Here is a 13993-nt window from a genome sequence, read left to right as displayed (position 1 = left end):
TGACCCCCGGATGGAAGAACCAAACACTCTGGGAACCCTCTTCAGCGACCTGACGCAGAACGTTTCGGTCCTGGTCCGGCAGGAAGTGGAGCTGGCCAAGACAGAGCTGAAGGAGTCCGCGAGCAATGCGGGCAAGGGCGCCGGGATGTACGCCGGAGCCGGGATCGCAGCGCATTTCGTCCTGCTTTTCCTCTCCGTAGCCGCATGGGTAGGAATCGGCCAGTGGACTGGCCATGGCTGGTCCGCGGTGATCGTCGCGGTGATCTGGGCAGTCATTGCCGCGATTCTCGCGGTCGTGGCGCGCAAGCAGCTCAAGTCGGTCAAGGGCATGCCGAAGACCGCCCAAACAGTGAAGAAGATCCCGTCAGCTTTCAATCCGAAAGAGGAAACCCGATGAGCAAGGATTCAAATGAACTTCGAGCAGACATCGCGCAGACCCGCGATGAGCTGCGCAACGATGTCGATGCGATTGTCGACAAGGTCAGCCCCAGCCACATCGCACACCGGCAAACCGCCAGAATCAAGGATTCGGTGAGCAGGGTCAAGGAAACAGTCATGGGACGGAGTGAAGACGTGAGCGAACGAACCCAGCAAGCAGCGCACGATGCCAGCGACGCAGTCCATGAAGCACCGCAGAAGGTCGCAGAGCAGACCCGCGGCAACCCCCTGGCCGCCGGGCTCATCGCTTTCGGTGCGGGGCTGCTCGCCTCGTCCCTTATTCCGGGAAGCCGCCAGGAGGAAGAGATGGTTCAACGCTTGAAGGACAAGGCCGAGCCGTTGACGACTGAGCTTACCGATGCGGCCAAGCAGGTGGCTGAAGACATGAAAGAGCCGGTGTCGGCCGTAGTGGATGACCTCAAGGACACCGCTCAGCAGTCCGTGGATCGGGTGAAATCGGAGGCCGTGAGCGAATCCGAGCATCTGAAGCAAGAAGCCAAGAGCAGCGTCCAGGACTACAAGGACCAAGCCTGACGAAAACCGATTAGCGCCAGGGCCGGCATCCCTCACAGGATGCCGGCCCTGGTGCGCGACGCGAGCGAGTCACGACAGGAGCATCGGCGTCCCCTGTTGAGCGGGCAGGGTCTGCTCCGATACGCTGGGCGCATGGGGTTGGATCCCGTATAACGATCGATTGATCTGGTCGATGAGATCTTGGAGCGATGCGACTTTCCCGCGCCAGAACGCATCATTCTCCCGAGCCCGGAATCCCTCGTACCCGTCATTCGACTCAATCAGCTCAACAAAGTGATCGCGATAAGCGCAAAGCGCAGCATTCAGCTCGGCGATTTGATCATCGTCGAGGTGGATGTTCAATAACGACCCTGACATTTCAGACCTTCCTTGCATCCCGGGGTGGGCCTGACGGCTTTGCCAGGCACACACTTCGAACAACTACTTAGGCCCTACCAGAAATTTCCCGCTACGACAGCGGAAATCGTGAATAAGGCCGCCACTGCATATCTCTCCGCTTCGCTGTTTCGCGCAACTGCGAAGCACCTTGTGCTTCTTGGCAGCGCATACCGAGCCTCGAAGCTTACCGCGGCGAAATGGACCCGTGTGGGGAAAGTGCCTGATCTCGACATGCCTCAGCGGCCAATCCAAGCCCGCACATTACCGAGAACAACGCGCCATCGACAACCAGCGGTTCATGAATCAGGCCAGCGGCACTGCGATGGCCGCTCGCCTCGGCTCTCGTCCCAATTGCTGTGGCTAGGGTCAACTCGCTAGTTCCTTGGGAGCCTCGCCCTTTGCCGCCGTTGAAATCTCGATGCGACGCGGCTTCGCGGCCTCAGCCACCGCGATGTCAAGGCGCAGGACACCGTCTGCGTAACGAGCTTGGATGGATGCCGGATCGAGATGGTCGCCAAGCACCAGCTCTCGGCTGAACTGGCCCCAAAGGCGCTCGGAGCCCGCGATATATTGACGGCCTTCGGGCTTGGCGCGTTCGGCACGAATCGTGAGAATGCTTTTTTCCACAACCATCTCGATTTGCTGGGCCTCCATGCCGGGAAGGTCGAACTCCGCGTGGAACCCTTCCTCGTCCCGCCACGCCTCCATCGGCATGGCGTGGACTGGCTCGGAGCTGAGCTGGGTGTTGAAAGCGCGTTGGACCAAGCGGTCGAAATCGCGAAGAACGTCGGTTTGCATCATCGAAACTCATTCCTTTCGAAGCTGATACTCGGTGATGGTGCAATTCATATCCCGTCAGATCTATGTCTGACGATGTAGATTTTATAACACGGCCTCGTGGCGGTACGCAAGATGCCTCGGGGAGTGTTTTTCGGGAAATGCGGACAAACCTGTGCAGGCGCATGCCTCGCCCTCGACGGCTGCCGATGCCCGGCATGAGCGCACAGCCGGCGCGGCTTGCATGCGCGCGCTTATGACCCCACAGTGAATAGTAGAAGCCGCATCCGTTGCCATCCGGCAAAGCAGCGGCACTGGAGTTCAAGCTTCACGGAATGCAGGCAGCTGCTTCACCACCGGCTCCGAGGCGTCGATGTTCCTGGAGCATAGTTCCCCGCTGTCCACCGGGCCTCGGCAACCGGGCGTCGTGATATCGGTGCACCCGGTTCAGGGGAAGCCCCGGTTTGTCCCAGCGGCCCTGGGCTCCTACGCATCCCGTACCCTTCCGCTGGGCGGGAGGAGCCCTTTGCCGACCAGAACCCGCAGGTGCCTCCGCGCGGGGGCACTGAGATGCCCTGGATAATTCTTAAGCTGTTCCGCCGTGGGACGAGATACTGGTGCGTTCCCGGCAATGGCGTAATCGCACGACATCAGGAATCCAAATGCGCAAGAAGGCAACGCCGCTGGCGGGATGCTTCCTTGCTGCATCCCGCGCCTTGTCCGCGCGGGCACGCGAACGTGAGTCAGCTTTTTCTTGGAAATGATTCTTGCCCAGCGACGATTCGAGCGGAGTTTGCGCAGGATGTCCGCAGGGACAGTTCACACGCCAAAGGGCGCAGCACTCCCCGGCGGGCTCCGGGGAGTGCTGCGCCCTTTGGCGTGTTGCCCTAAATCAAGTCGCCAGCCGGTTCGGCCTTGACCGGCATCACCATGGCGGCATCCTGCGGTACCCAAACCTTCGGGGTGCGGCTGAGCATGAATGCGATCACCAGCGCGGCGAGGCCAAAGACCGCGACGAATCCGAAGGCCTCGAAGACGCCCTGCTCTCCCACCGCGGTGGTGACCGGGTCCTGATGGCGGGCCAGCAGGTAGGCGCCCACGGCGGTGGCCACGGACTGGCCGATATTGCGGACCATGGTGTTGGTTCCGGCGCTCTCCGAGGTATGCGTCTCGGGAACCGCCTCAATCAGCACGTTCGGCAGGGCGCCGAAGGTCAGGGCGATGCCCACCGCGTTGACCGACATGGCCACCAGGAAGACCAGCATGTTGCCCAGGGTGAACATGATTGTTGCGACAGCGGCGAGCATCAGCAGCAAGCCGGTGATGAACACGAAGCGCGCGTTGAACACCTGGGCGAGCTTGCCGCCCAGCGGGGAGAAGAAGTAGCCAAGCAGCGCGGTGCCCCCGCTGAACAGGCCTGCGGCCGCGGCGGAGAAGCCCAGGCCGAAGCCCATTTCCACCGGGTACTGCAGCACGTACTGGCTTGGCACCGACATGCCGCCGATAGGCCCGACCGCAGCCAGGAAGGTGGCGGTCATGACCAAGGCGATCTGGCGGTTCTTGAACATCTTCAGGTTCACGATCGGGCGTTGGGAATGCAGTTCCCACCAGACCCATACGGCGACGATTACCAGACCGGCGATCAGCAGTCCGCCGCCGCCCAGCGAGGCCCAGCCGGCCTTGGCGCTGTTGGACAGGCCCAGCAGGATGCCGGAAGCACCCAGCGGCAGCAGCAGCGCGCCGGCGACATCCAGCCGGCCAGAAGTGGTTTCGCGGGGCTTGTCCTTCGGAAGCACCACGAGCACGGCGATGACCGCCAGCACTGCCAGCACGCCGGCGAATAGGAAGATTCCATGCCAGGAGAAGGAGTCGATCATCAGGCCGGCAATCAGGGCGCCGCCGGCGCCGGCGATCAGCGCGGAGGCGCCGATCATGGAGACGCCCACGGGCAGGTGCTTCTCGTCGAGGTGCTCGCGGGCCAGGCCGAAGGCCAGGCCCATGACGGCACCGGCCGCACCTTGGATGCCGCGGCCGAGGATGATCATTTCAAGGCTGCTGCCGACCAGGGAGATCAGCGAGCCGATGGCGGCCAGGGCCAGCACCACCACCATGACCCGGCGCCTGCCGTACAGGTCGCCGAAGCGTCCGCCGAGCAGCGCCGCCGACGCGGACACCAGAAGGTAGATGGTGACCACCCAGGCCACGGCATTCGCATCCACGTGGAAGTCCGCCATGAGCGTCGGGAGGGTTACGTACATCATTGAAAGCTCGAACGCTGAAACAATCTCTGTCAGCACCAAGACCGCGACTACCGCCACGAATCCCGGAGCCGATGCACGCGTCGCACTCAGCTTTGGGGGTCTAGCCTGAGACATCTTTGTCCTGCCTTACCGCGCCGTTTCGGCGCTCTGAGGGGTCACCTAGGCACCCTCCGGACAGGACGCCCGGGCAAGGCCATGCGGTGATGTTCTTGGCCGAGCGGGCAGCTGTTTTAGTGGGTTGCGATACCCACCGACTTGGTCCAGAAGAACTCTTCCAGACCTTCAAGTCCGCCTTCGTTTCCGATGCCTGAGTGGCCGATGCCGCCGAAGGGGCGTTCGGCCGTGGCATTGAAGGCGCCGTTGACTGCGATCTCGCCGGTCTCCATCGACTCGGCCAGCCGCAGCCCGCGTCCCAGATCAGAGGTCCAGATGTACCCCGAAAGTCCGTAATCCGTGCCGTTCGCGATTTCCAGCGCATGCGCTTCATCGCGGAACGGAATCACCGCCAGCACCGGGCCGAACACCTCGTTCTGCGCTAGCGATCCATCCGGCTCCACGTCGGCCACGATGGTCGGCGGGTAGTAGAAGCCCTCGGCCAGATCCCCGCCCAGGCGCTGCCCGCCGGTGACCAGGCGTCCACCTTCTTCCAGCGCGTCGCCGAGCATCGAGTCGATGCGGTCGATCGCGGCCTGGTTGATGACCGGTCCGCACATGGTGTATTCGCCGGCCGGATCCCCGATGGGGAACTGCGCCGCGGCCTGCGCGACCTTTTCAATGAACTGCTCGTACACCGATTCCTGCACCAGCAGGCGGGTCGGCAGCGCGCAGGCCTGGCCGCTCATCATGCCGAAGGCGAAGAATGCCGCGTGGCCGGCGGCCTTGTCCAGATCGGCGTCTTCGAAGACCAGGTTGGCGGACTTGCCGCCCAGTTCCAGGATCATCGGCTTGAAGGTCTTGGCGCAGGAGGCGGCGATGATTTGCGCGGTGGCCGGACCCCCGGTGAAGGTGATCTTCTTGACCAGGCGGTGCTCGACCAGTGCGGCGCCGGCCTGCGGGCCGCCGGGAACGATGTTGATCACGCCGTCCGGGATCCCCGCCTCGCGGGCCAGGTCCGCGAAGACGGTCGGGGTGAACGGGGTCAGCTCGCTGGGCTTGATGACCACGGTGTTGCCGGCGGCCAGGGCCGCCGGGACCTTCATGGCCAGGGACATCAGCGGCGCGTTCCAGGTGATGATGGCGCCGATGACGCCGTAGGGCTGGCGCAGCGTGTGGCCGAAGGATCCGCCGGCCCCGCCGTTGCTGGTGATGCGGCCCAGCGGCAGCTTGTCCGCCCAGCCTGCGTAGTAGCGGGTCCATTCCACTGCGGCGCCGACCATGTTCCCCGCGGTGATGCGCGGGGCGCCGTTGTCCGCCATGCCTGCGGCGGCCAGCAGCTCGGTGTTCTCCTCCATGAGCTCGGCGAGCTTCATCAGCTTGCGCGAGCGCTGGCTGGCGGGCAACGCGCGCCATTCCAGGAAGGCGGAGTGGGCTGACTGCACGGCCTGGTCGATCTGTTCCGTGGAGGCCATGGGCACCAGGCCGTTGACCTTCCCGGTGGCAGGGTCGATGTGCTCGTGGGTGGTGTCGCCCTGAAGGATCACCTGCGCACCGATGCGCAGGGACGGGGCAGGCAGCTGGATGCCAGTTTCGACGCTCATGAGTTGGTCTCCGGTTCGTAGCGAAGCATGGTGATGTCTCCCTCGGGGTGGTCGCAGAAGACCGGGCGGACGCGCATGCCGATCTCCAGCTGCGCCGGGTCGGCGTTGACGATTTCGGTGGAGAACTTCGGTCCCTCGTCCCACTGGACGATGGCCAGGATCATTTCCCCGGCCGAGGCGAAATGGGCGGCTGGCGGGCGGGTGGCCACGGTGTAGGTGTACAGCGTGCCGGCGCCGGAGATCTCGCGCCATTCAAGGTCGTCGGCCAGGGTGCGCGGGGCCAGCGGGCGCGGGTAGAAGATGTACTCCCCCAGGGACGGCGAGTACTGGATGCGGATCTTGCGCTCGGCAAGGGCGTCCCAGAACGGGCGGGTCAACGGGGTCGGAACCGGCAGCGGCCGGGACAGGGTTTCCGGGGTGTAGGTGGTCATTTTCTGGTTTTCCCTTTCTAGTCGCCCTGCAGGATCAGCGCGGTCTGCTCGCTCATGATGCCGCCGTTGCCGCTGACGAACGCGCGGTTGCAGTCGGCCACCTGGGCGGCGTTGGCGCGGCCCATGATCTGGCGCGCCCCGTCGATGACGTGGTGCATGCCGCCTGCCACACCGGCCTGGCCGAAGGACAGCTGCCCGCCGGCGGTGTTCATCGGGAAGTCCCCGCGGAAGGTCAGATCGTGGTTGGTCACGAAGTCCATGCCCTTGCCCTTTTCCGCGAAGCCCGCGTCTTCCAGGCTCATCAGCACGGTGATGGAGTAGCAGTCGTAGATGGAGACCATGTCCACCTCGGAGCGGGTGATGCCTGCCATGGAGAACGCCTGCTCGGCGGCGTGCACCATCGGCGAGGTCATCAGGTCGCGGGCGTAGGTCGGGGTCTTGTAGGGCACGCGTTCACCGAAGCCGGTGATCCACACCGGGCGGTTCTTGGACTTGCGGGCCAGATCCGCGTTGCCCACCACCACTGCCGCGCCGCCCTGGCAGGGCATGACGATTTCAAGCATGTGCAGCGGGTCGGCGATCATCGGCGAGTTCAACACGTCGGCCACGGTGATCGGCTGGCCGTGGAACACCGCCTCCGGGGTGGCACAGGCGTTGGTGCGCTGGTCCACGGCGATCTTGGCCATGGCCCGCTCGTCGTAGCCGAACTCGTAGCCGTAGCGCTTGGCGATCTGCCCGTAGGGGCCGTTCTGGCCCAGGTTGCCGTAGGGGATCTCGAACTCGGCCTGTGGGGAGCCGAAGGCGTTGGAGGAAGCCCCGAAGTGCATCTTGTCGTCCATCACGAACGGCTTGCGGTCGTCCATCGGGAAGTGGTGGGTGCCGGGGAAGGTCACCAGCACCGCGTCGCACAGGCCCAGCTCCACGGCGGCCGCGGCGCGCCAGATGCCGGCCGCGGATCCCGCGCCACCCAGATCGACGATCTCCGCGAAGTTCGCGTCGATGCCCAGGTATTCGGTGACGGTGGATGGAACGAACATGTCCGCCTCCCCGATCAGCGGGGTGATCACGCCGTTGACGTCCGTGGCGGACAGTCCGGCGTCATCCAGCGCGGCCTTGGACAGCCGGGCCCACTGCTCCAGGTTGAACGACGGTTCGCGGGTGAGCTTTCGCTGCGGTGGAAGTTCGCAGTAGCCGAGGATGGCGGCTTCGCCTCTCAGTCCCATGGGGTGACTCCTTAGTGCTAATTCTTTGATGGTGAAGTTCGTGTGTCAGGCGGCGGGCGCGTGCTGGCCGGCGAGGATGTCCAGGCCCAGGGCCTCGAACCTGCTCCCGGATTCGCGCAGCGCCTGCAGCTGGCCGGCGTCCATGATCGGTGCGGGCAGCGCGGGGTCGGTGAAGGACAGGGCCTGCAGTCCCGGTTCGGCCTGCTCGTCGACCTGGAGCACCAGGCTGGAGCCCAGCGGCCAGGAGAACATGAGGGTCTGCGGGTCGTCTTCCAGGTTCATCACCTGGGCGCCGAGCACCGTGCCCAGCACCAGCCGGGCCTGGGCCGCGGAACGGATGCGGCCGGCGATGAAGTCCAGCCGCTGCGGCGGATTCTGTGCCCGGGGTTGTTCGTCCCAGGGGCAGTCGACCGCACCGGGCGCGGTGATCTCGTCCTGTCCGTCCAGGGTCAGCTCGGTCTGCACCAGCTGAACCAGGAAACCCAGTCCGGTGTCCTTGGGGTGGAGGAACAGCTCCTTCCACCACTGGTTGTCCAGGTTTTCCAGGATGGTGCGCACCCCGGCCGCGCGGGCGAGGGTCATCGAGGCATGGATGTCCGCCACCTTGAAGGTGATGTGGTGCGGGTTGGCTGCGCCGTGGCTGCGGGCCAGGTGCTCGGCGACGAAACCGCCGCCGTCTGCGGGAGGCTGCAGCAGTTCCAGGCGCATGCCCTCGGCCAGTTCCAGCTGGCAGGGGCTGAAGGCACCCTGGTGGAATCCCGAGACCCAGCGGGCGCCGAGCGCGCGGTGCACGCTGTCTCCGGCGGAATGCCAGGAAGGCACGGCGAAGGCGACATGGTCCAGTTCGAGGGCGCTCATGAGACACCCCCGAGACGGGAGATGGAACTGGAAGGGAAAGGGCTGCGGCCTAGGCTTCGGCCTGCTCCAGACGGTGCTGGATCAGCGCCACGAAGCGGTCGAGCACCCCGTAGGCCTGTTCCATGGTCTTGTCCTTCAGAATCACCCGCGAGACGACGTCCAGCAGCAGCGCCCACACCATCACGGTGATGTCCGCGGCTTCCGCATCGTCCAGAGCGCTCATTGCCTCGCGGATCGGTGCTTCCAGCACCTCGCCGAGCCGGGCCATGACCGGGGCGACGTCCTCCGCGGTGCTGCTGCGCAGCTGCAGGATCGCCTTGTAGAAGTACGGGTGCTTCTCGAAGCTGCTCAAGGCATTGCGCAGCCTGCGGGAGATCACTTCCGTGGTGCTCAGCCCGGCATCCGGAGCCGCCGTCCGCTGGGCGAAGGGCAACGCCCAGTCGTAGACCACGTTCGCGTACAGGTGTTCCTTGGAATTGAAGTACCGGTACAGCGTGCCCAGCGCGACGTTCGCTTCGGAGGCCACGTCGCGGATCTGGATCGAGTCGTAGTCCTGCACCCGCAGCAGGTCCTTGCCCGCATCGATGATGCGCTGGCGCCTGACGACCTGGTAGGCCGGAAGCTCTGCCTGCTCCGTGGAAATGGTTCCTGCCATGATGTGCCTCGTAAGTGGTGTGTGCCGTGGATTCCCACGGTATCACCAAGTTTTGGGCGAATTGCCTATCACCGGTATTCATTTACCGGTCCTTCCAGCGGATCAGGGCGTCCAGCGCCTCAATCTGGTTTCCGGCAACCCGCAGCGGATTGATTTCAAGTTCTTCAAGATCCTCACCCAGCCCCTGGGCGACCTGGGTGATCTGGAAGATCACCTGCGCGAGCTTGTCCAGATCGGTGGGCTCGCTGCCGCGGAAGCCCTTGAGCAGGTCGATGCCGCGCAGCGATTCGAGCATGCGGCGGATCTCCTCCGGGCTGACCGGCAGCAGGCGCAGCGCGGAATCCTTCAGGATCTCCACCAGCACGCCGCCGAAGCCGACGGCCAGCACCTTACCCCACTGCGGGTCGGTGATGATGCCGACCAGCAGCTCGTTGCCGGCAGGGCGCATCGGCGAGACCGCCACACCCTGGACCTGCGCGTCCGGAGCCAGCCTGGCCACGGAATCCACGATGAATTCATAGGCCTCGGACACCTCGGTGGCGTCCTTGAGCATCAGGCGCACGCCCCCGACCTCGGTCTTGTGGGCGATGTCCTCGCTGGCGACCTTCAGCACCACCGGGTAGCCGATCTCCTGTGCGGTAGCCACGGCGTCCGCGGCGGAGGTGACAACACGTCCCGGCACGTAGGGCACACCCTGTTCGCGCAGGAAGTCACCGGTCTCGATTTCGGTCCAGTGCTCGGCGCCTTCTGGCTTGGCGATGGCGGCCGGAGCCTCCAGCTTCGGCTCGGCGGACAGCTGCGCGGTGCGCTGCCCCCACCAGACGCTGTGCCCGGCGGCTTCGATGCCGCGGTCGAAGGAGTCCGAGGCGTGCGGCAGACCGTGCTCGGCGGCGAAGCTGCGCGCGAACTCGTTGACCTCGGTGGGCAGGAAGCTCATGGCCACCACCGGCTTGGCCGAGCCCTTGAGCTGGCGGTGCAGGCCCTCCTGGGTCGGCTTGCCCAGGTCCACCATGAACTGGTTGTTAGGCCAGGAGGTGTTCAGCACCACGAAGTCGAAGTTCTCGTCGTTGATGAACGCGTCCCCGGCCTTGGTGAGGATGGATGGGTCCACGGAAATGTAGCCGGTGGTGTCCATCGGGTTGTTCACCGCGGCGAATTCAGGCAGGCCGTCTTCGCGCAGCTGGCGCACGGTGGACTCTGCGGGGGCGGGCAGCTGCAGGCCGGCGGCCTCGGCCTTGTCCGCGACCAGCGCGCACATCGCGCCGGAGCCGGTGACCACGCCGAAGCGCGGGCCGGGCAGCGCGCCGTAGGATTCGAGGATGCCTGCGGTGGCCACCAGATCCTCGATGTTCGCCACGCGGATCACGCCGAACTGCTTGCAGACCGCGTCGAAGATCTTGTCGTCCCCGGCCAGCGAGCCGGTGTGCGCGGCGGCGGCCTTGGCGGAGGCCTCGGAGGCGCCGGCCTTGAACAGCACGATCGGCTTGCCGGCCTCGCGGGCGCGGCGGGCCACGTCCAGGAACTGCTCGGTGTCGGTGACCTGTTCCAGGTAGGCGGCGATGACCTTGGTGTTCTCGTCATCCACCAGCAGCGACATGACGTCGATGGCGGAGATCATGGCTTCGTTGCCCACGGTTACGGAAATCGAGGTGCCCACCCCGCGGCTTGCCATGTACGGCAGCAGGTAGATGGCCAGTGCGCCGGACTGGCTTGCCACGCCCACCCCGCCGGCCACCAGCGGCAGCTCGGTCATATGGGCGAAGGACGCGACCTTTGCATGCGCGTTGATGAATCCCAGGTTGTTCGGGCCCAGGATCAGCTGGTCGGCTTCGCGGGCGCGGTCCACCAGCTGCTGCTGCAGCGCTTGGCCTTCTTCCCCTGCTTCGCCCAGCCCGGAGGCCAGCACGATCAGATTGCGGATGCCGCGCTCGATGCACTGTTCCTGGATCTGAGGCAGAGAGTTGGTGCCGGTGAGCACGATGGCCAGTTCCGGGGCTTCGGGAAGATCCGCGATGCTGGCGTAGGAGGCCTGGCCGTGGCATTCCTCGGCGCGGCGGTTGACCAGGTACAGCTCGCCGGCGAAGCCGGCGGCCAAGAGATTGGAGTGGGCGAAGTGGGACCAGGTGGACTTGCTGTTCGCCCCGATGATCACGATCGAGCGCGGTTCAAGCAGTTCCCGCAAACGGCCCGGGGTGACGGGGCCTGCGGTGTGAATTTCATTGGTCACAGCGGTCATGCCTTAGTTGTCCTTTCACGGCGCGCTCCGTCATCGGCGGCGGGCGCATTTCGGGCTGGGGGCCCGGAGGAATACTGGAGGGTCGAGCTCTGGGTACTGCAAGGGCGGGTTAGCTGCGCGGCAGCCCCAGGATCCGCTCGGCAATCACGTTGAGCTGGATTTCGATGGTGCCTCCGCCGATCAGCGCCGCCGGAATGGTCAGCTGCGAATTGACGGCGGCGGCCGGCGCGTGGGCGAAGAGCGCCGCGGGGCCGGCAAGCTTCAGCAGGTCCCCGGCGGCTTGGCGGGCCAGGCGGCCGTGGGCCACCTTGGCCAGCGAGGAGCCGGCCCCCGGCTGCAGGCCATTGACCTGGCGCAGGGTTTCGCGCAGGTTCATCGCGCCGATGGCGGTGCTGATCGCGGCGGCGCGGCCCAGCACCTCCAGCGCGTTCTCGCGGGTTCCAACGAAATTGTCGCCGGAGATCAGTTCGCGCAGCCCGTCCTCGGTGCCGACCGAGACGCCGGAGGAAATCTGGGTGCGCTCGTTCTGCAAGGTGGTGGCGGTGATGCGCCAGCCCTGGCCAGGCTCCCCCAGCAGGTAGTCGTCCGCGACGAACACGTCGTCAAGGAAGACCTCGTTGAATTCGGCTTCTCCGTTGGACTGGCGCAGCGGGCGCACGTCCAGGCCGGGAGCTGACATGTCCACCAAGAAGTAGCTCAGGCCCTTATGCTTGGCGACCTCGGCGTCGGTGCGGGCCAGGCAGATGCCCCAGTGGGCTTCGTGGGCTCCGGAGGTCCAGACCTTCTGGCCGGTCAGCTTCCAGCCGCCGTCGACCTTGACGGCGCGGGTGGACAGGCCTGCCAGGTCGCTGCCGGCTCCGGGCTCGGAGAACAGCTGGCACCAGATCAGTTCGCCCTTCAGCGTGGGCAGCGCGAACTTCTCCTTGATCTCTTCGGAGCCGTAGGCGAGGATCGTGGGCATGGCCCATTCGCCGATGACCGAGGATGGCTGCAGCATGTCGCGGCGGGCGTATTCCTGGGAGATGATGACCTGTTCGGCCGGGCTGGCGCCCAGTCCGTAGGGGGCCGGCCAGTGCGGAGCGGCCAGGCCGTTCTCTGCCAGGAAGCTGCGGCGCGAGCCGCGGGAGTACCAGCGTCCTGCTTCGTGCTCGTTGCGCAGGCCTGCCGCGGTGTCCAGCAGGGCGGCGATGCGGGTGCGGAATTCGGGGTCCGGCTCGTCCAGCTCCACCTCGATCTTGCGTTCGGTGTGCAGCGCGGCTTCGCCGGCCGCCGCCAGTTCGCCGGACAGCGGCGCGTTCAGCGCGTTCAGGCTGATGGCGCGGCGCCAGTACAGGTGGGTGTCGTGCTCCCAGGTGAAGCCGATGCCGCCGAGGATGGTGATCGCTTCGGTAACTGCTTCAATAGATGGGACAATCGCTGCTTCCAGCGCGCCGGCGGCGGCCAAGTGCTGCTGGGCTTCGTCCTGGCCGACCGACACGACGGCGGACCAGGCGGCGGAGGTGGCCATTTCGGCGGCGATCGCCAGGTTGGCGCACTTGTGCTTGATGGCCTGGAAGGATCCGATCGGGGTGTTGAACTGTTCGCGGATCTTGGCGTATTCGGTGCTTTCCTCGCTGGCCCAGCGCATGATGCCGGCGGCTTCCGATCCGGTGAAGCCTGCGTGCAGCGCGGCGATCTTGCTGGCAGTGGCGTTGCCCAGCACCGCGTCGGCGGGAATGACCACGTTGTCCAGAACCAGGGTGGCTGCGTCGCGGCCCAGGTCGGTGCCTTCGGCCGGAACCAGGGAGACCCCGGCGGCCTGAGCTTCGATCACCGCGTAGCGCGCGGTATCCGCGACGGTGAATCCCAGCACCAGGTACTTGGCGGCAAGTGCGCCGATGACCTGCAGCTGGCCGGCCACGGCCCAGCCTTCGGCGATCTGCACGACCCTGAGCTGTTCGGAGGCCAGCACCAGGGTTCCGGTGGCGCCTTCGGCGAAGTCCGCGAGGATTGGCTGGTTGTAGCCGTTTGGTTCGGCCAGGGTGACGGCGGCGCTGGCCAGCATGGTCGGCAGGAAAGGGCCGGAGACATAGCGGTGGCCGAATTCCTCGATGACGATGGCGGTTTCCACCAGCGTTCCGCCCTGGCCGCCGAGCTCCTCAGGGATGTGCAGGGCGTGCAGACCGGTCTCCAGCATTTCGGTCCAGAAGCTTGGCAGTGCACCGGTAGCCAACTTCTCGTGCTCGTCCCGAGTGGTCATCGTGTCTACGCTGCGGCGGGTAAAGTCAACCACTGCCGACGCGAGATCAATCTGTTCCTCGGTCAAGGATAAGGCCATTTCCGGTGCTCCAATCAGGGAACTGCATAACCCCGGAATCAGTGTGATCGGGATTACCTATTGCTAATAACTGAAACTAGACTCTAGTTTACGTTTGTGAGTCAGGCAACACCCTGAGCGAGGAAAAGTGAACAAAAATTTTGATCACTGCGCGCCCTCGAAAAAATTTTTATGTCAACCATTTTCCC

Annotated in this window: 12 protein-coding genes; 2 read left to right on the top strand and 10 right to left on the bottom strand. The window is 65.2% G+C overall.

Annotated features, from left to right (window positions below; all coding sequences use genetic code 11):
- Positions 1 to 10: 10 nt before the first annotated feature.
- Entirely contained in the window at positions 11 to 397 is a 387-nt protein-coding gene (locus ATC04_RS02560) for a phage holin family protein (RefSeq protein WP_060616989.1), read from the top strand.
- Positions 394 to 972, top strand: coding sequence for a DUF3618 domain-containing protein (locus ATC04_RS02555; protein ID WP_047120261.1), 579 nt, complete (start codon positions 394 to 396; stop codon positions 970 to 972). The genes ATC04_RS02560 and ATC04_RS02555 overlap by 4 nt, the downstream gene beginning before the upstream one ends.
- 69 nt (positions 973 to 1041) lie before the next feature.
- On the opposite strand, the gene ATC04_RS02550 is transcribed toward ATC04_RS02555, so the two are convergent.
- The 10 genes from ATC04_RS02550 to ATC04_RS02505 all read right to left on the bottom strand — a co-directional run bounded on the left by ATC04_RS02550 (position 1042) and on the right by ATC04_RS02505 (position 13805).
- Positions 1042 to 1329, bottom strand: coding sequence for a hypothetical protein (locus ATC04_RS02550; protein WP_047120262.1), 288 nt, complete (start codon positions 1327 to 1329; stop codon positions 1042 to 1044).
- 387 nt (positions 1330 to 1716) lie between these two features.
- A complete protein-coding gene (locus ATC04_RS02545; RefSeq protein WP_047120263.1) occupies positions 1717 to 2151 on the bottom strand; it encodes an Hsp20/alpha crystallin family protein in 435 nt (144 codons plus the stop codon).
- A gap of 863 nt (positions 2152 to 3014) precedes the next feature.
- Complete coding sequence (locus ATC04_RS02540) at positions 3015 to 4502, bottom strand: MFS transporter (protein ID WP_082636912.1); 1488 nt, start codon at positions 4500 to 4502, stop codon at positions 3015 to 3017.
- Between the two features lie 116 nt (positions 4503 to 4618).
- Positions 4619 to 6085 carry an aldehyde dehydrogenase family protein gene (locus ATC04_RS02535; protein ID WP_047120266.1) on the bottom strand — a complete coding sequence of 489 codons (1467 nt, stop codon included), beginning with the start codon at positions 6083 to 6085 and terminating at the stop codon, positions 4619 to 4621.
- Positions 6082 to 6516, bottom strand: coding sequence for an OB-fold domain-containing protein (locus ATC04_RS02530; protein ID WP_047120267.1), 435 nt, complete (start codon positions 6514 to 6516; stop codon positions 6082 to 6084). The genes ATC04_RS02535 and ATC04_RS02530 overlap by 4 nt, the downstream gene beginning before the upstream one ends.
- A 17-nt stretch (positions 6517 to 6533) precedes the next feature.
- The gene (locus ATC04_RS02525) at positions 6534 to 7739 is read right to left on the bottom strand and encodes a thiolase family protein (RefSeq protein ID WP_047120268.1); all 1206 of its coding nucleotides are present in this window, start codon (positions 7737 to 7739) and stop codon (positions 6534 to 6536) included.
- A gap of 45 nt (positions 7740 to 7784) precedes the next feature.
- Positions 7785 to 8597: a VOC family protein gene (locus ATC04_RS02520; RefSeq protein ID WP_047120269.1), complete on the bottom strand. Its 813-nt coding sequence runs from the start codon at positions 8595 to 8597 to the stop codon at positions 7785 to 7787.
- A 49-nt stretch (positions 8598 to 8646) separates the two neighbouring features.
- Positions 8647 to 9252 carry a TetR/AcrR family transcriptional regulator gene (locus ATC04_RS02515; RefSeq protein ID WP_047120270.1) on the bottom strand — a complete coding sequence of 202 codons (606 nt, stop codon included), beginning with the start codon at positions 9250 to 9252 and terminating at the stop codon, positions 8647 to 8649.
- A gap of 82 nt (positions 9253 to 9334) precedes the next feature.
- Positions 9335 to 11488, bottom strand: coding sequence for an acetate--CoA ligase family protein (locus ATC04_RS02510; protein WP_047120271.1), 2154 nt, complete (start codon positions 11486 to 11488; stop codon positions 9335 to 9337).
- Positions 11489 to 11597: 109 nt separating this feature from the next.
- Complete coding sequence (locus ATC04_RS02505; protein ID WP_047120272.1) at positions 11598 to 13805, bottom strand: acyl-CoA dehydrogenase; 2208 nt, start codon at positions 13803 to 13805, stop codon at positions 11598 to 11600.
- Positions 13806 to 13993 lie beyond the last annotated feature (188 nt).

Source organism: Arthrobacter sp. YC-RL1, assembly GCF_001454985.1.
Taxonomy (GTDB): Bacteria; Actinomycetota; Actinomycetes; order Actinomycetales; family Micrococcaceae; genus Glutamicibacter; species Glutamicibacter soli.
The sequence above is the reverse complement of the archived record's forward strand: the minus strand, read 5'-3'. Positions and strand labels throughout refer to the sequence as shown.

Bases quoted from the DNA above. Each gene is read 5' to 3' on its own strand.
- ATC04_RS02560 (WP_060616989.1), top strand. From the start codon at position 11: ATGGAAGAACCAAACACTCTGGGAACCCTCTTCAGCGACCTGACGCAG.
- ATC04_RS02555 (WP_047120261.1), top strand. From the start codon at position 394: ATGAGCAAGGATTCAAATGAACTTCGAGCAGACATCGCGCAGACCCGC.
- ATC04_RS02550 (WP_047120262.1), bottom strand. From the start codon at position 1,329: ATGTCAGGGTCGTTATTGAACATCCACCTCGACGATGATCAAATCGCC.
- ATC04_RS02545 (WP_047120263.1), bottom strand. From the start codon at position 2,151: ATGATGCAAACCGACGTTCTTCGCGATTTCGACCGCTTGGTCCAACGC.
- ATC04_RS02540 (WP_082636912.1), bottom strand. From the start codon at position 4,502: ATGTCTCAGGCTAGACCCCCAAAGCTGAGTGCGACGCGTGCATCGGCT.
- ATC04_RS02535 (WP_047120266.1), bottom strand. From the start codon at position 6,085: ATGAGCGTCGAAACTGGCATCCAGCTGCCTGCCCCGTCCCTGCGCATC.
- ATC04_RS02530 (WP_047120267.1), bottom strand. From the start codon at position 6,516: ATGACCACCTACACCCCGGAAACCCTGTCCCGGCCGCTGCCGGTTCCG.
- ATC04_RS02525 (WP_047120268.1), bottom strand. From the start codon at position 7,739: ATGGGACTGAGAGGCGAAGCCGCCATCCTCGGCTACTGCGAACTTCCA.
- ATC04_RS02520 (WP_047120269.1), bottom strand. From the start codon at position 8,597: ATGAGCGCCCTCGAACTGGACCATGTCGCCTTCGCCGTGCCTTCCTGG.
- ATC04_RS02515 (WP_047120270.1), bottom strand. From the start codon at position 9,252: ATGGCAGGAACCATTTCCACGGAGCAGGCAGAGCTTCCGGCCTACCAG.
- ATC04_RS02510 (WP_047120271.1), bottom strand. From the start codon at position 11,488: ATGACCGCTGTGACCAATGAAATTCACACCGCAGGCCCCGTCACCCCG.
- ATC04_RS02505 (WP_047120272.1), bottom strand. From the start codon at position 13,805: ATGGCCTTATCCTTGACCGAGGAACAGATTGATCTCGCGTCGGCAGTG.